Source organism: Sporosarcina ureae, from assembly GCF_002109325.1.
GTDB lineage: Bacteria > Bacillota > Bacilli > Bacillales_A > Planococcaceae > Sporosarcina > Sporosarcina ureae_C.
Window position 1 is genome coordinate 1,676,610 of sequence record NZ_CP015348.1, and the last position, 23,442, is coordinate 1,700,051.

21 protein-coding genes and 2 riboswitches are annotated in these 23,442 nt (G+C 42.5%); of the genes, 10 read left to right on the forward strand and 11 right to left on the reverse strand.

What is annotated here, in order from left to right; all coding sequences use genetic code 11:
- Positions 1-35: 35 nt before the first annotated feature.
- The 6 genes from SporoP32a_RS08445 to SporoP32a_RS08470 form a co-directional block, all read right to left on the reverse strand.
- On the reverse strand, positions 36-1,124 hold the full coding sequence (locus SporoP32a_RS08445; protein WP_085427487.1) for a protein-arginine kinase McsB: 1,089 nt from the start codon (positions 1,122-1,124) through the stop codon (positions 36-38).
- Complete coding sequence (locus SporoP32a_RS08450) at positions 1,114-1,665, reverse strand: UvrB/UvrC motif-containing protein (RefSeq protein ID WP_085427488.1); 552 nt, start codon at positions 1,663-1,665, stop codon at positions 1,114-1,116. Before SporoP32a_RS08450 ends, SporoP32a_RS08445 begins: the two co-directional genes overlap by 11 nt.
- An 11-nt stretch (positions 1,666-1,676) precedes the next feature.
- Positions 1,677-2,147: a CtsR family transcriptional regulator gene (locus SporoP32a_RS08455; RefSeq protein ID WP_085427489.1), complete on the reverse strand. Its 471-nt coding sequence runs from the start codon at positions 2,145-2,147 to the stop codon at positions 1,677-1,679.
- 356 nt (positions 2,148-2,503) lie between these two features.
- Entirely contained in the window at positions 2,504-3,508 is a 1,005-nt protein-coding gene (gene bioB, locus SporoP32a_RS08460) for a biotin synthase BioB (RefSeq protein ID WP_198166269.1), read from the reverse strand.
- Positions 3,505-4,107, reverse strand: coding sequence for a biotin transporter BioY (locus SporoP32a_RS08465; RefSeq protein ID WP_099624841.1), 603 nt, complete (start codon positions 4,105-4,107; stop codon positions 3,505-3,507). Before SporoP32a_RS08465 ends, bioB begins: the two co-directional genes overlap by 4 nt.
- A 127-nt stretch (positions 4,108-4,234) precedes the next feature.
- Positions 4,235-4,432: a hypothetical protein gene (locus SporoP32a_RS08470; protein ID WP_085427492.1), complete on the reverse strand. Its 198-nt coding sequence runs from the start codon at positions 4,430-4,432 to the stop codon at positions 4,235-4,237.
- 164 nt (positions 4,433-4,596) lie between these two features.
- A riboswitch (SAM riboswitch) is annotated at positions 4,597-4,708 on the forward strand.
- Positions 4,709-4,790: 82 nt separating this feature from the next.
- Between SporoP32a_RS08470 and SporoP32a_RS08475 the strand changes: the two genes are divergently transcribed.
- Both SporoP32a_RS08475 and metH read left to right on the forward strand, forming a co-directional pair.
- The gene (locus tag SporoP32a_RS08475) at positions 4,791-6,650 is read left to right on the forward strand and encodes a bifunctional homocysteine S-methyltransferase/methylenetetrahydrofolate reductase (RefSeq protein WP_085427493.1); all 1,860 of its coding nucleotides are present in this window, start codon (positions 4,791-4,793) and stop codon (positions 6,648-6,650) included.
- Positions 6,631-10,065, forward strand: a complete 3,435-nt coding sequence (metH, locus tag SporoP32a_RS08480; protein WP_085427494.1) for a methionine synthase — start codon at positions 6,631-6,633, stop codon at positions 10,063-10,065. Before SporoP32a_RS08475 ends, metH begins: the two co-directional genes overlap by 20 nt.
- Positions 10,066-10,484: 419 nt before the next feature.
- Here metH and SporoP32a_RS17035 read toward each other — a convergent pair whose 3' ends face one another.
- Positions 10,485-10,877 carry a hypothetical protein gene (locus tag SporoP32a_RS17035; protein ID WP_085427495.1) on the reverse strand — a complete coding sequence of 131 codons (393 nt, stop codon included), beginning with the start codon at positions 10,875-10,877 and terminating at the stop codon, positions 10,485-10,487.
- A gap of 329 nt (positions 10,878-11,206) precedes the next feature.
- Between SporoP32a_RS17035 and SporoP32a_RS08490 the strand changes: the two genes are divergently transcribed.
- On the forward strand, positions 11,207-11,608 hold the full coding sequence (locus SporoP32a_RS08490) for a thiol-disulfide oxidoreductase DCC family protein (RefSeq protein WP_085427496.1): 402 nt from the start codon (positions 11,207-11,209) through the stop codon (positions 11,606-11,608).
- Between the two features lie 106 nt (positions 11,609-11,714).
- On the opposite strand, the gene SporoP32a_RS08495 is transcribed toward SporoP32a_RS08490, so the two are convergent.
- Both SporoP32a_RS08495 and adh read right to left on the reverse strand, forming a co-directional pair.
- Positions 11,715-12,071 (reverse strand): DUF779 domain-containing protein, encoded by a 357-nt coding sequence (locus SporoP32a_RS08495; RefSeq protein WP_085429029.1) that lies wholly within the window; start codon positions 12,069-12,071, stop codon positions 11,715-11,717.
- 42 nt (positions 12,072-12,113) lie between these two features.
- Positions 12,114-13,655 carry an aldehyde dehydrogenase gene (gene adh / locus SporoP32a_RS08500; protein WP_085427497.1) on the reverse strand — a complete coding sequence of 514 codons (1,542 nt, stop codon included), beginning with the start codon at positions 13,653-13,655 and terminating at the stop codon, positions 12,114-12,116.
- Positions 13,656-13,946: 291 nt separating this feature from the next.
- Here adh and SporoP32a_RS08505 point away from each other — a divergent pair, with 291 nt between their 5' ends.
- Genes SporoP32a_RS08505 through SporoP32a_RS08515 form a run of 3 tightly spaced genes read left to right on the forward strand, consistent with a single transcriptional unit; the run spans position 13,947 to position 17,659 of the window.
- Entirely contained in the window at positions 13,947-15,041 is a 1,095-nt protein-coding gene (locus tag SporoP32a_RS08505) for a GerAB/ArcD/ProY family transporter (RefSeq protein WP_085427498.1), read from the forward strand.
- A gap of 39 nt (positions 15,042-15,080) precedes the next feature.
- Positions 15,081-16,520 carry a spore germination protein gene (locus SporoP32a_RS08510; RefSeq protein ID WP_232319494.1) on the forward strand — a complete coding sequence of 480 codons (1,440 nt, stop codon included), beginning with the start codon at positions 15,081-15,083 and terminating at the stop codon, positions 16,518-16,520.
- Positions 16,517-17,659 carry a Ger(x)C family spore germination protein gene (locus tag SporoP32a_RS08515; RefSeq protein WP_085427500.1) on the forward strand — a complete coding sequence of 381 codons (1,143 nt, stop codon included), beginning with the start codon at positions 16,517-16,519 and terminating at the stop codon, positions 17,657-17,659. Before SporoP32a_RS08510 ends, SporoP32a_RS08515 begins: the two co-directional genes overlap by 4 nt.
- A 51-nt stretch (positions 17,660-17,710) precedes the next feature.
- Here the strand turns inward: SporoP32a_RS08515 and SporoP32a_RS08520 are convergent, their stop codons facing one another.
- Positions 17,711-18,907 (reverse strand): DUF3238 domain-containing protein, encoded by a 1,197-nt coding sequence (locus SporoP32a_RS08520; RefSeq protein ID WP_085427501.1) that lies wholly within the window; start codon positions 18,905-18,907, stop codon positions 17,711-17,713.
- 193 nt (positions 18,908-19,100) lie between these two features.
- A riboswitch (TPP riboswitch) is annotated at positions 19,101-19,202 on the forward strand.
- A gap of 62 nt (positions 19,203-19,264) precedes the next feature.
- Between SporoP32a_RS08520 and thiM the strand changes: the two genes are divergently transcribed.
- From thiM to thiW, 4 genes are read left to right on the forward strand one after another with little or no spacing between them, the layout of a single operon-like run.
- Positions 19,265-20,035 (forward strand): hydroxyethylthiazole kinase, encoded by a 771-nt coding sequence (gene thiM / locus SporoP32a_RS08525; RefSeq protein ID WP_085427502.1) that lies wholly within the window; start codon positions 19,265-19,267, stop codon positions 20,033-20,035.
- 18 nt (positions 20,036-20,053) lie between these two features.
- On the forward strand, positions 20,054-20,869 hold the full coding sequence (gene thiD, locus SporoP32a_RS08530) for a bifunctional hydroxymethylpyrimidine kinase/phosphomethylpyrimidine kinase (protein ID WP_085427503.1): 816 nt from the start codon (positions 20,054-20,056) through the stop codon (positions 20,867-20,869).
- Positions 20,869-21,528, forward strand: coding sequence for a thiamine phosphate synthase (thiE, locus tag SporoP32a_RS08535; RefSeq protein ID WP_085427504.1), 660 nt, complete (start codon positions 20,869-20,871; stop codon positions 21,526-21,528). Before thiD ends, thiE begins: the two co-directional genes overlap by 1 nt.
- 11 nt (positions 21,529-21,539) lie before the next feature.
- Positions 21,540-22,028 carry an energy coupling factor transporter S component ThiW gene (gene thiW, locus SporoP32a_RS08540; protein WP_085427505.1) on the forward strand — a complete coding sequence of 163 codons (489 nt, stop codon included), beginning with the start codon at positions 21,540-21,542 and terminating at the stop codon, positions 22,026-22,028.
- A 70-nt stretch (positions 22,029-22,098) separates the two neighbouring features.
- Here thiW and SporoP32a_RS08545 read toward each other — a convergent pair whose 3' ends face one another.
- Complete coding sequence (locus SporoP32a_RS08545; RefSeq protein ID WP_085429030.1) at positions 22,099-23,391, reverse strand: D-serine ammonia-lyase; 1,293 nt, start codon at positions 23,389-23,391, stop codon at positions 22,099-22,101.
- Positions 23,392-23,442: the final 51 nt, after the last annotated feature.

Here is a 23,442-nt window from a genome sequence, read left to right on the forward strand (position 1 = left end):
ATAAATCTTCTTTATCCTACTTGCAAAAACTTTGCTCACGATGGATCAGTATCTTGCTCTGGTACAGAAGATTTCCCTACACCCAGCCGATTACGGAACAATTGTGCACGAAGGATATCACGCTCATCTGATGTTAATTCTGCACCCGCATATTGCTGAAGGAAACCCGGCTGCATGAAAATCATCAATTCATTCAAAATAGACATGTCGATATTTTCGAATATACCTAAATCAATACCCAATCGGACGTCAGACAAACATTTTGCCGCTTCTGCCGATGGTAAAATCCGTGAATGTGTCAGCGTCCCAAGCGCTCTGAATAATCTATTCTCCAAGTGAACTTCCGATTTGGCCAATAATAGTTCGCGTGATTTCTTTTCATGCGCTATCAGACGTTTCGCAATACTTTCCAAGTCTTTCAGGATTTCTTCTTCTGATTTGCCTAGTGTGATTTGATTGGAAATCTGATAAATATTTCCGAGCGCTTCGCTGCCTTCTCCATAACTTCCTCTTACGACCATTCCAAGCCTTGATATCGCTGGAATAATGCGTTCAATTTGTTTAGTAATCGTCAGTGCAGGTAAATGCATCATGACCGATGCGCGCATTCCTGTACCTGTGTTGGATGGACAACTAGTCAAATAGCCAAACGTCTCATCAAATGCATAGTCTAAATTCTTTTCTAACTCGCTGTCTACTTGATCAGCATGTTCATACGCCTGATCAATTTGAAAACCTGGATAAATGCATTGAATGCGAATATGATCTTCTTCATTCACCATAATACTGATTGTTTCATCTTCCGACAGTAGAACAGATCCGTGCTTTTTAGGATCAATTAACTGCGGACTGACTAAGTGCTTCTCGACTAAAATTTGTCTCTCAAGTGGTGTTAAATCTTTCATAGTAGTACCAGTAAAGTGGTGATCCTCCATCGTCTCGACTGCATGATTCAATGCCTCACTGACATCATTTGCATCTTCTTGCGACGCGCTTATTGGAAATAAGTGTTTTTGGAGGTTGCGGGCCAGTCTAATTCTTGTGGATAGGACGATGTCGGCATGTTCCCCTTCTGCTACCATCCAACCCGTCAGTTCCTGTTTGATGAATTTTTCAAATGACATGTTGATCGTCACCTCCATCTTCCAGTTGCTGTTTCAGCTGATTCGCCTCATCCCGCAAAGATGCGGCTTCTTCAAACCGTTCATCTTCTACGGCCTCTCGCATTTTCGTACGGATATCTTCAAGCTTTTTCTTTAAAGCAAAACGTTCATTAAGCGAAACCGGTATTTTCCCTCGGTGTTGCGCGTGACCGTTGTGTAATTTTGCAAACACCCTTGGCAACTGTCCACGAAATGCATCGTAACATGTAGCACAGCCAAACTTTCCACTGTCGAGAAAACGATGGAAGGTTAAACCACAGTTCGGACATTTCGGACCATCCGGAAGCGTTTCACCGGTTTTCTGTTCTGGAAATATTTCAGAACCTCCTAACCAGTGTGCCAAGAATTGTTGAATCGACAAAGGTTCTTGATCAGGACTGAAAGAAAATGTCTGCGAATAAAACGCACATTTATCACATAAATGGCGCTCTGTTATACCATTTGGTGTTTCTTGTTTAAACACGACAGTAGCGGGTCGTTCTTTACAGTTTTCACAAAGCATCGGGACTCACCTCATTCTATCTCTTCATATATTAATGTAACTAACATGGCGCGAAGGATACGCGATCGCAGTGCATCACGCTCAGGCAACATATAACGCAGTGTTGTACGTCCCACTGCCGCGAGCATCAGTTTAGCTTCACGCTCTGTAATGACTTGTTCTTCAATTAAACGAATAATCACATCTTCCGCCATAGTGGAGGACGCTTCACTTTCTAAAACTTCTAGCGCTTGTTCAAGTAAGTCTTTTCGGGAGTTGGTACGCACGCGATAAATCCGGATGTAGCCCCCACCTCCGCGTTTAGACTCTACAGCGTAGCCACGCTCGACTGTAAATCGCGTTTTAATCACGTAGTTAATCTGTGAAGGAACGCATTGAAACTTCTCAGCAATCTCATTTCGTTTGATTTCAATAGAAGCACTATCTTCCTCTTCGATAATCGACTTCAAATACCCTTCTATAATGTCAGAAATATTACGCATCTCGTCACCTCGTTTCGCTCAACGTTCTAGTTGACTTTGACTATCTTTGACTTGATTGTATCGCAAAAATCGGACATGATGCAATTCATTTGTTTGTATGTATACCTGTTTAGGCTGAAAGGAAACCTGTTGCTAGGTTGTCACATTAGGCTATTTATTATTCAATTAGTTACCAGACAAAAACATAGTGAGTTGGTAGGGACTGTTGATTACACTCCAAACAGACGCTTTCAACTATGATTGGTTATTACAATCTTCTAAAAAAATATCGATTGAAAAATAAAAGACTGAAGAACAGATCCTCATAGCGGATCGTCTTCAGTCATATACTGTACAAAATTTTAGTTCTTTTCTCTTTATATAGTGATGGGTTCTTTACGCATTGGTTCTAGGTCGACTTCGAAGCCCATGTCTTCAAGCATTTTTTGATCTTGGTCATTTTCTTGACCGGCCGTTGTGAGGTAATCGCCGATGAAGATAGAGTTTGCTGCGTAAAGACCTAGTGGTTGTAGACTTCTTAGATTGACTTCACGTCCACCCGAGATACGGATTTCTTTGCTAGGGTTAATGTAGCGGAACAGACACAGGACTTTTAGACAGTAGCGTGGGTCCAGTTCTGACGTTCCTTCTAATGGTGTTCCATCAACCGCGTGCAGGAAGTTTACAGGTATGGAGTCTGCGTCCAGTTCGCGCAGGCTACGTGCCATAGAGATAATGTCTTGCTTTGTTTCACGCATGCCGACGATGACGCCTGAACACGGAGAAATACCTGCTTCTTTGGCCAATCCTACAGTGTTTACACGATCTTCGTATGTGTGCGACGTTGTTATACTTTCGTGATGCTCTGCGGATGTGTTCAAGTTGTGGTTGTAGCGATCTACTCCTGCCTCTTTCAAACGAGTCGCTTGTCCTGGCTTCAAAATTCCTAAGCAAGCACATACCGTCATTCCTTTATGCTTTTCTTTAATTTGTTTAACAGAGTCAATGACTATGTCCAGTTCACTGTCACGTGGTCCCCGTCCACTTGCAACGATGCAATAAGTGCCTGCTTTATTGGCTGCCGCACGCTCCGCACCTTCAAGTATCTCTTCTGATTTCATCATTGCATACTTTTCGACAGGCGCTTTTGAAACGATGGACTGAGCGCAATAACCACAGTTCTCCGGACATAAACCTGATTTCGTATTGATGATCATATTCAACTTTACTTTATTTCCGAAATAATGTGATCGAATCGAGTACGTTGCATGTAGCAATAATAGTAAATCTTCATCTGGGCTGTTTAATAGTGCAAGTGATTCCTCGTCGGTTAATACATGTCCTTCTAGTACTCTAGTAGCGAGTTGTTGGTAATTCATTATAATGTACGCCTCACTTTCAAGTGTTTTGATATTCTGAACGCAAACATGCCTGACAACACAGCTAGAATTAGATCTTTTGGCAGTGGAGGCATCATCCATAGCCATGCAATCTTATAAGAAAACACCTCGGGTGCAGCAGCCCACATCTTATACGCAAAATACATCCAACTTGTACCTAGTATGTAGTTGATTGCGGTAGCGACTAGCGCAGCGGTAATAAAAGCAGGCAGGGTCTGATTTCGCTCGACAATCTTTCCCGCTACATAAGCAATTAGAATGAAAGTAACAATAAAACCGAACGTCGGACTTAATATCTGACCGAATCCGCCTGAAAATCTTGCGAAGACCGGTGCACCCGCTAGCCCTATTAACATATACACCGTCATAGATAATGCACCTAGACGGCTGCCGAGTAATAGTCCCGATAAGATCGCGAAAAACGTTTGCAATGTAATAGGCACTCCACCAACTACTAAAAACGGCACGAAGGATGTAATATTTGCACCAATCATCATTAATGATGCGAACATTCCACTGTATACAATGGTTAGTGCATTGAATCTACTGACCGGTCGACTCTCTGTTGCAGTTGCCATCATGTCACCTCTTTTTATATTAGTTACCATAAAAATAATAGAGGTTAACTCACATTGTGTCAACACTATTTATTTTTAAGTTAACTCTAAAAATAAATAAAAAAAAAGACTGCAGCATCATGCTGACAGCCTACTTCTTCTTATCAATCTGTTCTTCCTTTTCTTTACGGAACAGAACGCTTGAAATTAAACCACTAAATATTGCAGCTGCAATCGTAATGTACACGCGCATATCATAAGTAACTTCTTCGTAACTATTACCTATCATGATCCAAGCAAGAGTACCTACAAGAACAGCGATTGGAAATGAGTATTTAAAGAACCGCATAATTCCTCACCTTTTCAATTTACTCCTTTAACTTTATCATAAATATCGCAATTTCTCTATGTTGCAAATCCCGACTAAGAACTTCACTGAATGTTCACTTGACGAAGAACAACAAAGCCGCTATGATGTGGTTAGAATAATCAAAATAATTGAATAAGAATCGTATCTTATCAAGAGAAGCTGAGGGACTGGCCCGTCGACGCTTCAGCAACCAGCCGTTTAGGCAAGGTGCTACTTCCAGCAGTCTGTCAAATTGACGCACTGAAAAGATGAGAGGGAACTAGTCATTGAGATTACAAAGCCTTCTAATATACTTGAAGGCTTTTTTTGATTAGAAAAGCAAAGGGGAGATGGGAACATGTCATTGCTAAAGAAACTACAAACAAATGTCCTAACAGCAGATGGGGCAATGGGGACGATTTTATATTCTTACGGAATTGATTATTGTTATGAAGAGCTAAACATAGAAAAGCCCGAAATTATAGAGCAAATTCACCAAGACTATATCGCAGCGGGTGCAGATATCATCCAAACGAACACATACAGCGCTAACGCGATTAAATTGGCCCGGTATGGTTTGGAGAGTCATGTGACGGAATTCAATAAAGCAGCCATCCAAATTGCAAAGCGCGCGGCAGCACCTGGCGGACAATTCGTTCTCGGCACAATCGGTGGTCTACGTGGCATTCGTAAGAGTGATGCTACATTGGATGAAATAGAGAAAGTCGTACTAGAACAGGCAAACGCATTATTAACAGGTGATCCCGACGGCCTTTTATTGGAAACCTATTATGATTTTGAAGAATTAGCATCTGTTGTTAGCACATTAAAGAAAGTTACGGACGTGCCATTAATTGCACAAGTTTCTATGCATGACCCCGGTGTACTTCAAAACGGACTTTCATTAAACGATGCTCTTCACCAACTTGAGTCTCTCGGTGCAGACGTTGTAGGCGTCAACTGTCGCTTAGGACCTTACCACACGATTCAAGCATTCGATAATGTCACGTTACCGAAAAAAGCATTTTTATCAGCTTATCCAAACGCCAGCCTATTAGACGTAGAAGATGGACGAATAGTCTATGAATCAGAGGCAGAGTATTTCGGTCGTGCTGCCGTACTACTACGCGATCAAGGGGTTCGGTTAATCGGTGGATGTTGCGGTACAACGCCTAAACATATTAAAGCAGCCAAAACGCAGTTAGCTAGACTTGCGCCTATTACAGAAAAAGTCGTACAGCCGTCAAAACCTATCGTCATCCAAGAAGCGAGTCCTGTACAACACCAACCACTTCACATAAAAGCCAAAACAGAGCGTACGGTGATTGTAGAGTTGGATACACCGCGCCACTTAGAGACAGAAGATTATGTCAAAGGCGCGAACGCATTATACGATGCAGGCGTTGACGCGATCACAATGGCGGACAACTCACTTGCCTCCCCTCGTATCAGTAATATGGCGATGGGCTCAATCATTAAAATGCAACACAATATTCGCCCGCTCGTTCATTTGACATGTCGCGATCACAATCTTATTGGATTGCAGTCACATTTGATGGGTTTGGATGCACTAGGTATCACGGATGTGCTGGCGGTAACAGGTGACCCAACGAAAGTGGGAGATTTCCCAGGGGCTACGAGCGTTTATGACGTGAACAGTATGGAGTTAATACAATTAATCAAAAAGTTGAATGAAGGTATTTCCTTCTCTGGAAAGCCATTGCGCAAAAAAGCCAACTTCTCTATTTCAGCAGCATTCAATCCGAACGTACGCGTAGTGGAACGTGCCGTACAGCGGCTAGATAAGAAAATCGAAGCGGGCGCAGACTACTTTATCACTCAACCTGTTTATACAAAAGAAAAAATCATAGAAGTATATGAAGCAACGAAGCATTTGGACACACCGATTTTTATTGGGATTATGCCGTTGACGAATATTCGAAACGCAGAGTTCTTGCATCACGAAGTACCTGGCATTAAGCTTTCCGATGAAGTATTGGAAAGAATGCGCCAGTGCAGTGATGATCGAGATCAATCGACAGAAGTTGGCCTGGAAATCGCAAAAGAACTTCTTGATACAGCAGCGAAATACTTTAAAGGTATCTATCTAATTACACCATTCCTTCGTTACGATATGACGTTAGAGTTGTATGAGTATATTAAGGAATTAGACGAGCAGAAGGAGAGGGAATTACTACATGCAGAGACATCCTATTGAAGAACAACTAGATAAACGAATCCTGATCATTGACGGTGCGATGGGGACGATGCTACAAGCGGAAGATTTCTCGACAGAGGACTTCGGCGGAGAAGAATACGATGGATGTAACGAATACATGAGTGTGTTACGCCCTGATGTTTTAGAAAAGATTCACGATGAGTACTTAGAAGCTGGCGCTGATATCATTTGCACGAATACGTTTGGTGGTACACCCCTTGTGTTGAATGAATTTTCACTAGGTCACCGCGCAAATGAAATTAATGCAAAGTCAGTTGAAATTGCAAAAAAGAGTGCGGCGAAGTTCTCCACACCGGAATGGCCACGTTTTGTCGCAGGTGCAATCGGACCAACGACAAAGACACTTTCCGTTACAGGTGGGATTACGTTCGATGAACTATCTCATGATTTCTACGTTCAAGCAAAGGCACTTATCGAAGCAGGCAGTGACTTGATTCTGATGGAAACGAGTCAGGATATGCTGAACGTAAAGGCTGGTACGATTGGCATTAAAAAGGCGTTTGAAGAACTTGGACGCGAAATACCCATTATGATTTCAGGTACAATCGAGCCTATGGGTACAACTCTCGCAGGCCAAAGCATCGAATCCTTCTATATTTCCATTGAACACGTTCACCCTCTTTCGGTCGGGTTGAACTGCGCAACGGGTCCTGAATTCATGACAGATCACTTGCGTTCATTATCAGAGTTAGCGACAAGCTACGTTACGTGCTATCCAAATGCTGGATTGCCGGACGCGGAAGGACATTACCACGAATCACCTGAGTCCCTATCAAAAAAGCTTGCAGGCTTTGCCGAAAAGGGCTGGCTAAATATGGTTGGCGGTTGCTGCGGTACGACGCCTGACCACATTCGTGCAATTAGAGAAGCAGTAAAAGACTTAAAGCCTCGCCAAATAGCGGAACCTCACGGCCATGCAGTTTCAGGTATCGAACCATTACTATATGACGAAACTATGCGCCCTCTATTGATTGGTGAACGAACGAACGTGATCGGTTCGCGTAAATTCAAGCAGCTGATCGTAGAAGAGAAATTTGAAGAGGCTTCTGAAATCGCACGTGCACAAGTAAAACGTGGAGCACACGTATTGGATATTTGTCTTGCGAATCCCGACCGTGATGAGTTGCATGATATGACTCGCTTCATGCAAGAAGTAGTGAAGAAAGTTAAAGTCCCTCTAGTCATTGACTCGACAGATGAAAATGTTATTGCGGAAGCGCTGAAATTCTCACAAGGTAAGGCGATCATCAACTCCATTAACCTAGAAGATGGTGAAGAACGCTTTGACGCGGTACTTCCTTTAGTTAAAAAGTATGGAGCAGCTGTCGTAGTTGGAACGATTGATGAAATTGGAATGGCTGTAACGAGAGAGCGCAAACTTGAAGTCGCGTTACGTTCATATGATTTACTCGTCAATAAATGGCAGATTCCGCCCGAAGATATCATTTTCGATCCACTCGTCTTCCCTGTCGGCACAGGCGATGAGCAATACATTGGCTCTGCAGTAGAAACGATTGAAGGAATTCGATTAATCAAAGAAAAGCTCCCACGTACTCTAACAACTTTAGGTGTCAGTAACGTATCATTCGGACTACCGTCTGTTGGTCGTGAAGTATTAAATGCCGTGTACTTGTATCACTGTACACAAGCAGGTCTTGATTACGCGATTATAAACACAGAAAAACTTGAACGTTATGCTTCGATTCCAGAGGCTGAAGTAAAGCTGGCGGATGATCTACTGTTTTCCACAACGGATGACACACTGGCAGCATTCGCGGACTTTTATCGTGGTAAGAAAAAAGAAAAAACAGAAGATGATCTACCGAAAACTGTAGCTGAACGTCTTTCATACTATATAGTCGAAGGAACAAAAGAAGGTTTAATTCCTGACTTGGATGCCGCTTTAAAAACATATGACGAACCGCTTGATATCATCAATGGTCCACTCATGACAGGGATGGCTGAAGTTGGCCGTCTATTCAATGATAATCAGCTGATCGTAGCAGAAGTTCTACAAAGTGCTGGAGTCATGAAAGCTTCGGTTTCCTATCTTGAGCAGTTCATGGAGAAAAAAGAAGACGATTCGGGGAAAGGTAAAATTATCTTAGCTACAGTTAAAGGCGACGTACATGATATCGGGAAAAACTTAGTAGAAATCATATTAAGTAATAATGGATTTAAAGTAATCGATATCGGCATCAAAGTAACTCCTGCCGCATTGATTGAAGTAATCCGTAAAGAAAAGCCAGATATTGTAGGTCTGTCAGGATTACTCGTTAAGTCTGCACAACAAATGGTCTTGACTGCACAAGACTTCAAGGCCGCGGGTATTGATACGCCTATTATGGTTGGCGGAGCAGCGTTGACAAGACGCTTCACCGAAACTAAAATCGCTTCTGAATACGACGGTCCAGTAATTTTTGCCAAGGATGCGATGCAGGGGCTTGATTTAGCAAACCGTCTACAAAGTGAAGGCAAAGAAGAATTACTCGAAGAATTAGTGCAAAGTATCGAAAAACGTGAAGCCAATGACGCGATTAAAGCAAGTCGCGGAGCTGTGGCAGTTGCGGTCAAGCCGCGTCCAGTGAAAACGGTGCGCACCGATGTTCCAGTATTCGTACCGACAGATTTGCGCAGACGTGTCGTGAAAGATTATTCTGTCGCACACTTACATCCTTATGTAAATATGCGCACACTGATCGGTCACCACTTAGGCCTGCGTGGAAATGTCGATAAAATGCTTGAACGAAAAGATGAACGTGCAGTACAACTTCACGACATGGTCACCGAGTTCTTGAAGTCCGATAAAATGAAAGCTTCCGGCGTTTATCAATTCTTCCCTGCCCAAGCAGATGGCGATGACGTAATCATTTACGATCCGGAAGATTCAAAAACTGAAATTGAACGCTTCACGTTCCCGCGTCAAGAAAAAGAACCATTCCTATGCTTGGCCGACTACTTGAAAACAGTAGAAAGCGGCGAGATGGACTACGTCGCTTTCATGCAAGTAACTGCCGGCAAAGGCGTTCGTGATTATGCAAACAAATTGAAAGCGGAAGGAAAGTTCCTAGAAAGCCACGCATTCCAGTCAACTGCTCTGGAACTCGCGGAAGGATTCGCTGAACGGATTCACCAAGAAATCCGTGACCAGTGGGGATTCCCTGACCCAACTGACTTCACTATGCTCGAACGTTTCGCAGCCAAATACCAAGGCCAGCGATTCTCATTCGGCTATCCAGCCTGTCCGAACCTAGAAGACCAAGCCAAACTCTTCCGCCTCATCAGACCGGAAGAGCACGGAGTTATTCTGACCGAAGAATTCATGATGGAACCAGAAGCATCCGTATCCGCAATGGTCTTCGCACACCCCGACGCGAGATACTTTAATGCATAACATTAAATGCTGAAAGCGCCTTGTAGACTCGACAGGCGTTGGAAGAACTACCACAAAGGCGCTCCTTGCCTTTTTGGCAGTTCTGAAACGTCCCGAGAGTCTGGCGCTTGAAGCTGGATAACATTAAATGCTGAAAGCGCCGTCTAGACTCGACAGGCGTTGGAGGAACTACCACAAAGGCGCTCTTTGCCTTTTTGGTAGTTCTGAAACGTCCCGAGAGTCTGGCGCTTGAAGCTGGATAACATTAAATGCTGAAAGCGCCGTCTAGACTCGACAGGCGTTGGAAGAACTACCACAAAGGCGCTCCTTGCCTTTTGGGTAGTTCTGAAACGTCCCGAGAGTCTGGCGCTTGAAGTAGAAAAAAACCCGCTATCTCTGAAATATACAGAGACAGCGGGTTTTTTCATAGTAATAGAAGTTTATCGGCACCTTCTACGACGGTGACAACCACCGCCACCATGTCCTGGACCGAAGCCTGGTCCAAAGCCTGGTCCCATTCCTCCTCCAAATCCAGGTCCTCTTCCTGGCATAATAGTAGAGCCCATAACGTCTTCAGTAGTTTCTGTATAGTAGTGCTGTGGCACACCAACCACGTGGTGTCGATTCACATTCACGATCGGATGAATAAATGGCATTTCCTGTTTAGTGAAGCAATCATTAAAGCGATACTGCGGTGGGCAAACTACGGGTTGGAATCCTTGTTGCTGTCCACCTGGCATACCTTGCATACCATGCATACCTGGCTGATACTGTTGGTGCCCCCACCCTTGCTGGTGATGTCCACCTGACATTCCACAATGTCCTTGATTCATTTCTCCACCTCCTTATACCCTATTACATGCGAGCTAATAAATTTGTTACGGGCTACCGCCATAGAATAGTAAAAAATAAAAAAACAATATCCTTGATTACCAGGAATAAAGGACACTGCTACATTATTAACAGACTGTTTATCATTCACAGTTTGTAGTCATAAAAGATTTCTCAGACCGTAAAAAGTTGGAGTCACGACGCAACTCCAGCCCAGCCAAATATAGTAATGATCTAATAAAACAACCTATTCTGTTTAGAGCGCATGAGTGAAATTTACGTTATGTGGGTATAGTACGATATCACCTATTTTTTGAAGGAGAGAAATTATATGAAACGAAATAGAATTATACTATTTGACGGTGAATGTAACTTTTGTGACGCGAGCGTGCAATTTATTATTAAACGTGACCCGTACAAACATTTTTCATTCGCTTCTTTACAAGACGATGTAGGTAGAAAACTTCGCAAAGACTATCAAATTCCTGATAACGTAGATAGCTTAGTATTGATTGAAAATGGTAAAGCTTATACAAAATCAGGCGCAGCTTTACGTATTGCGAAAAAATTGGATGGACTTTGGCACTTAGCATTTCTATTCATCGTCATTCCACCCGCAATTCGCGACATTGCCTACGACTATATTGCAACAAACCGATATAAATGGTTCGGCAAAAAGGAATTATCCTGCATGTTGCCTTCACCTGAAGAACGTCAACGTTTTATCTCGTAAAGATTTTAACTCTCTATCCAAATACGATAAAAAGACTGAAAACAAGCTCCAATGTTCCTGGAGTTGCTTTCAGTCCGAGCCTTCCTACGTTACGGAAGGCTTTTTTTCATGAAGTTAATTCTTTATATTCTTCGTCAGAAAAGGCCCGTGATCTAGTCAGGAAACGTTTCCCTTCCACTCCCTCGAGCGAAAACATTCCACCACGTCCATCGACTACGTCAATAATTAGCTGTGTATGTTTCCAATACTCAAACTGACTTTTCATCATATAGAATGGCATACCACCGATGTGCCCTAGCAATACGTCTTGGTTACCGACAATTAAATCACCATCTTCGTAACACATCGGAGAAGATCCATCACAGCAACCCCCGGACTGATGAAACATCAGAGGACCGTGCTTATCTTTTAACAACTCTATAAGAGCCAATGCTTCTTCTGTTGCGACTACTCGATCTGGCATAGGAATTCCTCCATTCACTGCGGATCCTCCAGATAGATTCGATCAAAAGAATCCTTGTTTGCTTTCATCGTAGCTAACTAGCATGTTCTTTGTCTGCTGATAATGAGCTAGCATCTGTAAGTGATTTTCACGGCCGATACCCGAAGCTTTATAGCCACCGAAAGCAGAGTGTGCCGGATATGCATGATAGCAGTTCGTCCATACGCGTCCTGCCTGAATCCCGCGACCGAAGCGGTACGCTGTATTCATATCACGCGTCCACACACCTGAACCTAGTCCATACAATGTATCGTTCGCAATTTCTAGCGCCTCTTCTTTATCTTTAAACGTCGTTACTGCAACTACAGGACCGAAAATTTCTTCTTGGAAGATTCTCATCTTATTATGTCCTTTAAATACAGTCGGCTGCACATAATAACCTTCTGCAAGATCACCTTCGAGCTTATTTTGCTCTCCACCTGTTAGACATTCTGCACCTTCTTGCTTTCCGATATCTAGGTAAGAAAGAATCTTCTCTAGTTGCTCAGTCGATGCCTGGGCACCCATCATGACCGTTGGATCTAATGGATTTCCTGTCTTGATCGCTTTAACACGCTCAAGTGCACGTTCCATGAACTTATCGTAAATGGATTCCTGAATCAACGCACGAGATGGGCATGTACAGACCTCTCCTTGGTTTAATGCGAACATTACGAAACCTTCAACTGCTTTATCAAGGAATGCATCATCTTCCGCCATTACATCTTCGAAGAAAATGTTCGGGGATTTTCCGCCCAATTCCAAAGTAACCGGAATCAAGTTTTGAGAAGCATACTGCATGATCAGACGGCCTGTTGTCGTCTCCCCTGTGAATGCAATCTTATTGATACGTGGATTGGAAGCTAATGGCTTTCCTGCTTCTAGTCCGAAACCGTTGACTACGTTCAGCACACCTGCCGGCAGTAAGTCTTCGATTAATTCAACCAATACCAAAATAGATGCAGGCGTTTGTTCAGCCGGTTTTAGCACGACACAATTTCCTGCCGCTAATGCCGGAGCAAGTTTCCATACTGCCATTAGAATAGGGAAGTTCCAAGGAATGATCTGACCTACGACTCCTAGTGGCTCATGGAAGTGATAAGCTACTGTGTCGTTATCGATTTGACTGACTCCGCCTTCTTGCGCGCGAATTGCAGAAGCAAAGTATCTGAAATGGTCAACTGCTAGCGGAAGATCGGCATTCAATGTTTCACGAACGGCTTTTCCGTTATCCCATGTTTCAGCTACAGCAAGCATTTCTAAGTTCTCTTCAATACGATCTGCAATTTTTAGCAAAATATTTGAACGTTCAGTGACTGATGTTTTTCCCCACGCGTCTTTTGCTGCATGAGCTGCATCCAGAGCTAGTTCAATGTCTTCTTCTGTAGATCTCGCTACCTGAGTAAACACTTTACCTGTCACTGGTGTTGAATTATCGAAATACTGACCTTTGACTGGCGCCGTCCACTTGCCGCCAATGAAATTTTCATAGCGTTCTTTGAACTGAACCTTTGAACCTTCTGTATTTGGATTTGCGTAAACTAGATTTTCTGAAGCTTGTACCATACTGCGTCACACTCCCTATTCTCATTATTTTGCTTGTATCTAAGCGCAACTGTTATGCACGCAAAGCTATTATACGAAACATAGTTTCACTTTATTCCTGATGTGTACGCTTTCATAAGCTATCTTTTATTCTAAACTATTCGGTAAGCGCTTTCAATCAAATAGTTTTATAGTTCATACAAATTGTTGTGTGTTTAATAATCGCTCTATTCTAATCCGCTTATAAAGATTATAAAACTGTACATTTTAGGTAATGCTAAAGAAAACTACTTTAGTTAAGAAGGGATTCCTATGAATCAAAAAGGCTCTATCAGCGTTTTGCATGTGGTGTTTTTATCCATGACGGTTATTGGACTAAAAAATCATGTGACCATCATTCCTTCATTGTTGGAGGATGCACGTAGAGATGGATGGATATCAGTCATAATTGCGTTTCTTGCTATCTTTCCCTTTGTCTTTCTTTTTATCTATATCCATAAAAAGTCCGAACGAAAACATTTGGCGAAGTGGCTCACTGATAATGTTGGCAAGGTGCCATCAGCCGTCATCCGATACATGGTAGCGATATTTCTGCTGATTTTGTCTACTTTTACAATGGTCGAGATGTTGGAGTGGATTGCCGCCACTTTTTTACCGAAAACTCCCCTGTTTTTATTATTGCTGACATTTAGCGTCTTATGCGTTCTGCTTGCGATGGCTAATTTACAATCCATCGTCACCGTCAATGCAATTGTGTTATTTGGTGTAGTCGTTCTGGGATTTTTCGTAGCGTTTACCAACTTGCAAGTGAAAGATTACAACATGTTAAAACCTTTTTTAGAACACGGCGTACAACCTGTCCTCAAATCCGCCGTCTATCCTGCTTCGGGATTTATAGAACTTTCGTTACTTCTCTTCATTCAGCATCGCGTGAAAAATCCGTTTCGCTGGTACCATTTTGCGGTCATGATGCTCATCTTGCTCGGGCTGACGATAGGCCCCCTCGTTGGCGCTATTACAGAGTTCGGACCGGAAGAAGCTACGAAGCAACTTTATCCTGCTTATGAGGAATGGGGACTTGTCTCGATTGGTCGTTTTTTTGAACACTTAGACTTCCTTTCCATTTATCAATGGCTAACAGGCGCTTTTATTCGTATCGGTTTGCTACTCTTCATTGCAATTGATCTGTTAGGAATGACCAATGATAAGAAGAGGATTTCACAGATCATCTTACCGGCCCTCTTCTTTATGAGCGTGTCTTTACTTTTAGTGAGTGACCATGTATTTCTTAAAATCAAAGGTGATTATGTTTTAACCGGCACATTTGTATTCTTGTTTCTTCTAACACTCTTTCTCGTCTTCGCTGCAAAACGCTCAGGAAGGAAATCAAGAAAACAGCCGAACTAATCTATTAGGAAATGGTGATATAGTATGAGAACTCCTGATATGAGCATTGATCTGGATTCACTACAGCAACTTTTTCTACGTTCTAGTGATATACAGTTCCAGCCCTATACTTTTCAATCACATACAGTCTATTTCATCACATGCGATTCAATGTTCGACGCACAATTATTGAATGAAGTCGTGATTCCAAATGTACGCAAATTATATGATGACAATAAAGAAAGCATAAGTGAGCAAGTTCTTTGCTCTTCTTTATATATACCAAAACTTCAGATTCCAAAAACAGAAAAAGAACTAATTACGCTAATGTATACGGGGCATGTGCTCGTGTATTTTGAAGAGCTCCAATTAGTTGTGGCTGGTAATATTGAAAGTAAACCAAATCGGTCACCTGAAGAAACCCGTTTAGAAGTTCCGGTTAAAGGACCTCGTGATAACTTTATTGAAGATATCTCAGTTAATATTGCACTCATTAGAAAACGCCTTCCAACCAATTCTTTATGCGTGGAAAAGTTCGAATTAGGCGCTCGGTCAAAAACTTCTGTAGCACTTATGTACTTCGATGATATTGCCAGTGAAGATACATTAAACCAATTGCGTACACAGCTAGGCAAAGTGAATACGGATATTGTGTTCAGTGGTGATGCATTGATGGAGTTAGTGAACAAAAAAGCCTTGCTCTTTCCCCGATCTGACTATACGGGACGTCCTGACAATGCAATCCAGTCATTGGCGAGAGGTCGCTTCGTTATTCTAGTGGACGGCGTAACCTACGCCGTCATCACTCCGATCAGCTTGTTTTTATTAATGAAAACTTCCGAGGATTTTGAGTTTCCAAGTCTCCAAAGTTCGATCCAACGATTGCTTCGTCTCGGCAGTTTATTAATTGGTTTACTGTTACCCGCTTTTTGGCTTGCACTCACCTCCTTTCATCAAGATCAGTTACCTATTCAATTATTGGCAACCATCGTACAGGCAAACATAGGTCTACCTTTTCCTTCTATATTTGAAATGTTATTGATGCTCGGCTTATTTGAGTTATTTCGAGAAGCGGGTCTACGTCTGCCAACCGTAATCGGAAGTACGATTGGAGTTGTAGGTGGATTGATTATTGGAGATGCGGCAATACGCGCAGGTTTAACAAGTCCCGCTATGATTGTCGTGATCGCCACTTCTACAATTGCGGTCTATACTTTAGTTAATCAATCACTCGTTACAGCTGTCAGTGCGTTACGCGTATTTTTTATTTTACTTACCGGACTGATGGGTTTATTTGGTTTTTATGTGTCTTTATTTGCTACCCTTTTATATTTATCAACTATCCATACATTCGGGGTCCCTTATTTAAGTATTTCAACAGACATCAAGTGGAAAAATATTAAAAAGACATTGTTCCGCCTACCTACTGAGCAATATAATGAGCGACCTGATGTATTGCATCCAAAGGATAAAACTCGCCAGAAAGGAACGGGAGAATGAAAAAAACTGCGTTGTTCGCAACACTTTGTCTGACGTTATTACTGGCGGGTTGCTGGGATATGAGAGAACCCGAGCGAATGTTGTATGTCAACGGCTTGGGTGTTGATTATGTAGACAATCAATTTCACATATATATACAGATCATCGACTTTGCCAATACACCAAAATCTGAACAACCCGTGAGTGACATCCCTCAGGCCGAAGTAGGATTTGCAAAGGCCGATACATTTGATGATGCCCTTGCCCAGCTGTACCACTCCGTTGACCAGCAGGTATTTTGGGGACATGCTTCTTACATTGTTGTATCGGAAAAGGTGTTGGAGCATGGAAAATTAAATGCAGTCATTGACAGAATTACACGGTATCTAGAGACGCGCTATCAAATTTGGTTATATGCCACAAAAGATCCGGTGCAGGACGTGTTGCTGGTCCGCCCTGTTATTAACAAAGCACTTACCTTATCAAAACTGGGTGATCCAGACAATTCCTACGAACAAGAATCGTTTGTCTATCCTACGAATATACGCGAGCTGATTATCGGTTTGGACGAGCCGGGACACGAAGCGGCAATCCCTCTTATCAACGTAAAGGATAATTGGGAGTCTTCAAAAGAGTCCGTTGCAGCACCTGTTTTATCAGGCATAGCGTCCATTTCACGCCACCATTTCAAAGGATTTATTACGGGTTCTAGCGCAAGAGGATTGCAGTGGATGACGAAGAAAACTAAACGTGGTCGAATTTCTTTCAAGACAGAGAGCGATGATCATGTATCCATAATAGTCGATAAAGTAAAACCGACCATTACACCTATCAATAAAAACGGCGTGAAATTTAATGTGGAAGTAGATATCGAAGCATCATTAAGTACAAAGGAAGGTTCTATTTCGATAAAAGAAATCAAAAAAAGATTGGAGGAAGAGATATCTAAACAAATTTTAGAGACATACAAAGAGGCTATGGAAAAAAACATTGATATCTATCGATTTTCCGAACATTTATACAGAAAAGACTTGAAGACGTGGAAGAAATATGAGCAAGACGGAGGAATTGAACTAACAGAGGAATCGATCAGTAAGTTGAACGTACGGGTCACCAAGCTTAATTCAGACCGAAAGAGTTTTCAAGAAACGATCAAATAGAACTAATCAATTAAACCGCCACAATCCACTATGGACTGCGGCGGTTTATTGTTAATTACATGTCATGTAACGCCAATAATTATCTCCCAGCACACCTGTCAAATACGCTAAGCCTTCACTTTCAGTACGGTGCAACGAGCGCCAGTCCTCGTCATCAAGCGCTAAATATACTTCATGATGTGGCGCATCGTTATGATAGCCAACTAGGTCTAGGTTTCCTTGCTGGTCTAAATGCGCTTTCACTTCATAATGAATAGGTGGTGAAGCGGTTAGTGGATTACCTACGTCATGGTTGATTGCAAAAAGAACTTCAGTCGATTTCCCTTCTAATCGCTCAATTTCTATACCGTCTACAGACGCATGGTCATGGCGCTTATATCGTTTCATATAATTCATGCCAATTGAAGGTCCAGTGGCTTTCGTAAATTGCAGTGTGCTATCGCCTCCGATAAACTCTCCTTCTATGTCCACACGGGTACGGAAGCTTTTTCCTTCTGGGTTGAAATCTCGATCATCACCTGTGAAATATGGAATTGGTGAAAAGAGATTCGGGTTTTTTATGATATCTTCTTTTAAAAACGTTGCATAGCGGAACTTCCATTGCTTCACTTCATTTACTTTTTTTCTGTCAGCAATCGGTGTAAGCAATTGATCCCGTTGCTTTACACGTACAGAAAAAGTATAGACTTCTTCTGTTGGTTTATTATTCGGATTCGGAGGCATAATCACTTCATACACTTTGGATGCGATCGATTTACTGACATTCATTTTCTGATTGCTGTCAATCAACGGACACGTTGCCGAGACGCTATATACTACTGCTTCCGAAGGACTTATCTCACGATCAATAAAACGATTATCCGTAATTGTTTCGAGATATTGACCGTTGCGGTAAATATCGAACTTCTCCACATCTTTGATCCACTCCCATGACAGAGCAATTTGTGATGAAGCGGCAATCGTTGTGATGACTAATCGTTGCAAAGGATGTTCATCTTCCTGTACTTCAGTCAGGGCAGATGTCTGGATAACAATTACATCTTGAACCCGTCCTTCCGCTACTCGTTCCACCGTGTATTGGAAAGGATGTGACGGATCCAACTCCCCATCCGAAAACTTCGGAGCTGTTCCTTCATATACTTGTCGGTCATTTTTATAGACACGGTAATAACCACCTATGTCACTCCACGTAAACGATATATTATCCAATGAATGGTCCATTTGTTGAATTTCGAATAATTTCTCCATTTGCGATCTACTCCTTTATATCCATTTCATCTGAAAAAGATAAGACTTCTTCAGATAATTATGTAACGTTTAGCATACGGTTATACTTGACCACCTAAGCGCAAACACTCATTTTCATACTTGTCAATCTGTTTATTGCAGGATCATTTTATCCTAACCCATCTATATGATATAATTAGCTTGTCTGATACATAGTCACCACTAGGGGTGCCAACATTTGGCTGAGATGCAATTATGCAAACCCTTTGAACCTGATCTAGGACAACCTAGCGGAGGGAAGTGGGTAGTTTTTATACCCAACCGCCCATCCTAGTATGGGCTTTTTGTATATATACCTTTATAAGGGGGAAAAGAAACATGCAGCTTATTCAACAACTGCGACAAGAGCAACCACTTGTCCACTGCATCACGAATTTTGTGGTAGCCAACTTCCAAGCTAACGGGTTACTTGCAATAGGCGCATCTCCTGTAATGGCCGATGCAGTGGAAGAGGCGGAAGATATCGCAAGAATCGCCGCTTGTAGCATTCTAAATATTGGAACGTTAAAACAACAAACGGTAGACGCAATGATTTTATCGGGGAAAAGTGCACGTGCAGCCGGAAAGCCTGTTGTCTTGGATCCAGTTGGGGCAGGTGCAACGCCTTTTCGTAAAGCAAGTGTTCTCAAAGTTTTAGACGAAGTAGACGTCACATTAGTTCGTTGTAATGCTGGGGAGTTGGCGGCAATTGCAGATATTCCATGGAATGCTAAAGGAGTAGATGCGGGCGAAGGACAAGCAGACATTGAAGACGTTGCAAAACAGACAGCACGCAAGCATAACTGTCTAGTAGCAGTTTCAGGCGAAGTGGATATTGTTACTGATGGATACACGACAGTATCTATTACAGGTGGACATCCAATGATGACGACGATTACTGGAACTGGTTGTTTACTTAGTTCAGTCGTCGGTGCTTTTCTAGCGGTTGGAATAGAGAGCCCTATGGAAGCAGCAGCAGATGCACTTTCATTTTATAAGCGTGCTGGAGAACAAACGGCGCAGATTTCCAAAGGTCCTGGTGACTTTGCGATGAACTTCTTAAATATCTTACATTCTTTAGATCGCGAAACAAAAACATACTTTGTGTAAAAGATAGGAGGTTTTTTAATGACAATTCAAGTAGCTATGACTATTGCAGGATCAGACAGTGGTGGTGGTGCAGGAATCCAGGCTGATTTGAAGACTTTTCAAGAGCTCGGTGTATTTGGCACTTCCGCTATTACGGCAGTAACCGCACAAAATACATTAGGTGTACAAGATGTGTATCCGGTACAAGCTGACGGTGTAATCGCACAAATGAAAGCCGTACTCGACGACTTTGACGTGAAAGCCTGTAAGACTGGTATGCTATTTTCAGCCGAAATCATTACAGCAGTCGCCTCTTTATTAAAAGAATATCCACCTATTCCATTAGTGATCGATCCTGTGATGATTGCTAAAGGTGGACATTCTTTATTACAACAACAAGCAATTGAGGCGCTGAAGGAACAGTTAATACCACTTGCAACTGTGATAACGCCAAACATTCCGGAAGCAGAAGTACTGACAGACATGAAGATCTGTACTGATGAAGAGATTCAACTAGCAGCAGAAAAACTTATCCAGCTCGGTGCAAATGCTGTGGTCATAAAAGGTGGACATCGCAGTGACGTGCTCGATGCGAAAGACTATTATGCTGATGCGGACGGACAATCATTCACAGTCACTACCCCTTGGATCCAAACGAAAGACACACATGGAACGGGTTGCACGTTTGCAGCTGCTTTGACGGCTTTTCTTGCAAGAGGTTATTCTCTACCCGATTCAGTAGCCGAGGCAAAGCAATTCATTCAAGCAGCAATTGAAAATGGCTTACAACTTGGCTCAGGTCATGGTCCTACAAATCATTGGGCTTATGGACAGTTAAAAAGGGAGATGCTCTGATGCGACAAGTAGAAGTGAGGAAAGCATTGGGCTTATACTTTGTCATGGGTACACCAAACGTAAAAAACCATGAACCCTTAGCTGTATTGGAAGCAGCACTTCGTGGCGGTGTTACGTGTTTCCAGTTGCGCGAAAAAGGTAACGGCGCATTAACGGGCGATGCTTTACTTGGATTCGCAAGAAAGTGTCAGGCATTATGCAGATTATATCGTGTACCGTTTATAGTTAATGACGATGTAGATTTGGCATTAGCACTTAACGCGGATGGTGTACACGTTGGACAAGACGATGAACAGGCAGACAGTGTTCGAAAACGTATAGGACCTGATAAATGGCTTGGCGTCTCGACGCATAACGCAACTGAGGTTCAACTCGCACAGTCGATCGGTGCCGATTACATAGGCCTTGGCCCCATTTATCCAACCGCAACTAAACTGGATGCTTCAGACGTTGTCGGAACAAACTTAGTGGAAAAAATTCATACAGCATTTCCCGACATGCCAATGGTAGCAATTGGTGGGATTACACTAGATACTACGGAGTCTATTATACAAGCAGGTGCAGATGGCGTGGCGGTAGTATCTGCCATTGCCTCCGCTACCGACCCACAAAAAGCTGCAAAATCTATTTCAAAAACGATCCATTCTACTCTAAAGTAAACGAGGTTGCTATGAATACACGTAAAATGATTTTCATGACGATGTTCGTCGCAATTGCAGTCGCAGGCTCTGCATTCGTTTCATTTCCGGCTGGCATTGCTAGGGCCTATCCTATTCAACATGCGGTAAATGTGATTGTCGCTATTGTGATGGGGCCAGCAGCAGCTGTTACCGTTGCTTTCGTGACAGGATTGGTCCGTATATTGACAGGAACTGGTTCATTGCTCGCATTTCCAGGCGGTATGATTGGCGCCTTTTTGGCGGGTGTTCTGTACAAGCGATTTAATAAGAATTGGAGTGCAGGCGTTGGAGAAATTATCGGTACTGGTTTGATTGCGCCTTTATTTGCTGTCCCGTACGCAAAGATTCTAATGGGCACTACGGTGACTGCATTTTTCTTCTTGCCACCGTTTCTCGTATCAACAGTTAGCGGCACTATTATTGGTCTGCTACTAGCTCCTAGACTTTTAAAGTTAAATTTATTTAAAGATTTAAAGTGAATTACGACAAAAGATCCGCAGAGAAGAATCTCTGCGGATCTTTTGTCGATTTCCCGGGAAATACCGTGTATTATTTATTCACTTGATTATAATAGCGCTGCATCTCTTCCTTCGGTACCATGTTTCCACCGGTTCCCCACACTAGATGTGTAGCGTTTATAGAATTGGCTAACGGGAGTTTAGATTTTATTACGTGTACAGGACCTGTCATACCTGCAAGTGCGGAAGGTTCTAACCAAATGTCTTCACTGTCTGCGAGCACTTTCAACAATTTGAACAATGTCTGATCCCCTACCGTATAGCATCCCGTCAAGAAAGGTTCTATCGTTTTTCCGACAAAAGCCGATGCTGTACCAACCGCTAATCCGTCGGCTGCTGTTTGATTATCCAATCCAAAGTCCGCTACGGATACTTGATCATGCATTCCCGTCATCATACCAATCATCATGCACGGTGAATGAGTAGGTTCAGCAAACAAGCAATGAACATGATCGCCTAATGCTATCTTTAGTCCGAATGCCACGCCGCCTGGACCTCCTCCCACCCCGCAAGGTAAGTAGACAAATAAGGGATGATCTTTATCCACGACGATATGCTGTGATTTTAATTGTGACGCAACTCGTTCCCCTGCCACCGCATAGCCTAGGAATAAATCAATAGAATTTTCATCATCGACAAAGTGACACATTGGATCTGCATCCGCTTGACGTCGACCTTCTTCCACCGCTTTACTGTAATCATCAGCATATTCCACTACAATGACGCCTTTTGAACGCAATAACTCTTTCTTCCACTGCTTAGCATCTGCCGACATATGTACATTGACATTAAAGCCAAGTTTTGCACTCATGATTCCAATACTAAGTCCTAAATTGCCCGTCGAACCTACAGCAATCTTATGTTTCCCGAACAGCTCACTAAATGCCTTCTCATTAAATTGACTATAGTCTTTCGTAGAATCGAGCAACTGATGATCAATAGCCAATGTTTCAGCATGTTTTAGTATTTCATAAATACCTCCACGCGCTTTTATGGAACCTGAAATCGGAAGCGCATTATCCTGTTTTAACAACAGTCTACCCGGAATATCTGTCTTATACATTGATTCAAGTGCATGCTTCATTTGCTTAATTTCTGTCAAAGGAGATTCAATTATGCCATCCTGAGTATCCGGAAAAACTTTTGCCAAATAAGGGGCGAAACGCTCTAACCTTTGACTAGCATCCTTTATATCGTCTTCTGATACGCGTGTTTTCATTAGTCCGCTAGCTACGGATTCTAGTAAAGGATTACACCATAACACCTCTTGCTTTTCCATCACCTTTTGCAACAAAGGCAGTTTCTTAAGCCATTCATTTCGCATAAGATCATTCACGTCGTGTCGCCCCCTTATAATAAATTCAGCCTCAGTATA

Excerpts from the sequence above, each read along its gene's own strand:
- thiE (WP_085427504.1), top strand. The coding sequence starts at position 20,869 with ATGCGACAAGTAGAAGTGAGGAAAGCATTGGGCTTATACTTTGTCATG.
- SporoP32a_RS08510 (WP_232319494.1), top strand. The coding sequence starts at position 15,081 with ATGAGCATTGATCTGGATTCACTACAGCAACTTTTTCTACGTTCTAGT.
- thiW (WP_085427505.1), top strand. The coding sequence starts at position 21,540 with ATGAATACACGTAAAATGATTTTCATGACGATGTTCGTCGCAATTGCA.
- SporoP32a_RS08490 (WP_085427496.1), top strand. The coding sequence starts at position 11,207 with ATGAAACGAAATAGAATTATACTATTTGACGGTGAATGTAACTTTTGT.
- SporoP32a_RS17035 (WP_085427495.1), bottom strand. The coding sequence starts at position 10,877 with ATGAATCAAGGACATTGTGGAATGTCAGGTGGACATCACCAGCAAGGG.
- SporoP32a_RS08495 (WP_085429029.1), bottom strand. The coding sequence starts at position 12,071 with ATGCCAGATCGAGTAGTCGCAACAGAAGAAGCATTGGCTCTTATAGAG.
- SporoP32a_RS08505 (WP_085427498.1), top strand. The coding sequence starts at position 13,947 with ATGAATCAAAAAGGCTCTATCAGCGTTTTGCATGTGGTGTTTTTATCC.
- SporoP32a_RS08515 (WP_085427500.1), top strand. The coding sequence starts at position 16,517 with ATGAAAAAAACTGCGTTGTTCGCAACACTTTGTCTGACGTTATTACTG.
- adh (WP_085427497.1), bottom strand. The coding sequence starts at position 13,655 with ATGGTACAAGCTTCAGAAAATCTAGTTTACGCAAATCCAAATACAGAA.
- metH (WP_085427494.1), top strand. The coding sequence starts at position 6,631 with ATGCAGAGACATCCTATTGAAGAACAACTAGATAAACGAATCCTGATC.
- SporoP32a_RS08445 (WP_085427487.1), bottom strand. The coding sequence starts at position 1,124 with ATGTCATTTGAAAAATTCATCAAACAGGAACTGACGGGTTGGATGGTA.
- SporoP32a_RS08465 (WP_099624841.1), bottom strand. The coding sequence starts at position 4,107 with ATGATGGCAACTGCAACAGAGAGTCGACCGGTCAGTAGATTCAATGCA.
- thiD (WP_085427503.1), top strand. The coding sequence starts at position 20,054 with ATGACAATTCAAGTAGCTATGACTATTGCAGGATCAGACAGTGGTGGT.
- thiM (WP_085427502.1), top strand. The coding sequence starts at position 19,265 with ATGCAGCTTATTCAACAACTGCGACAAGAGCAACCACTTGTCCACTGC.
- SporoP32a_RS08450 (WP_085427488.1), bottom strand. The coding sequence starts at position 1,665 with ATGCTTTGTGAAAACTGTAAAGAACGACCCGCTACTGTCGTGTTTAAA.
- SporoP32a_RS08475 (WP_085427493.1), top strand. The coding sequence starts at position 4,791 with ATGTCATTGCTAAAGAAACTACAAACAAATGTCCTAACAGCAGATGGG.
- SporoP32a_RS08455 (WP_085427489.1), bottom strand. The coding sequence starts at position 2,147 with ATGCGTAATATTTCTGACATTATAGAAGGGTATTTGAAGTCGATTATC.
- SporoP32a_RS08520 (WP_085427501.1), bottom strand. The coding sequence starts at position 18,907 with ATGGAGAAATTATTCGAAATTCAACAAATGGACCATTCATTGGATAAT.
- SporoP32a_RS08545 (WP_085429030.1), bottom strand. The coding sequence starts at position 23,391 with ATGCGAAATGAATGGCTTAAGAAACTGCCTTTGTTGCAAAAGGTGATG.
- SporoP32a_RS08470 (WP_085427492.1), bottom strand. The coding sequence starts at position 4,432 with ATGCGGTTCTTTAAATACTCATTTCCAATCGCTGTTCTTGTAGGTACT.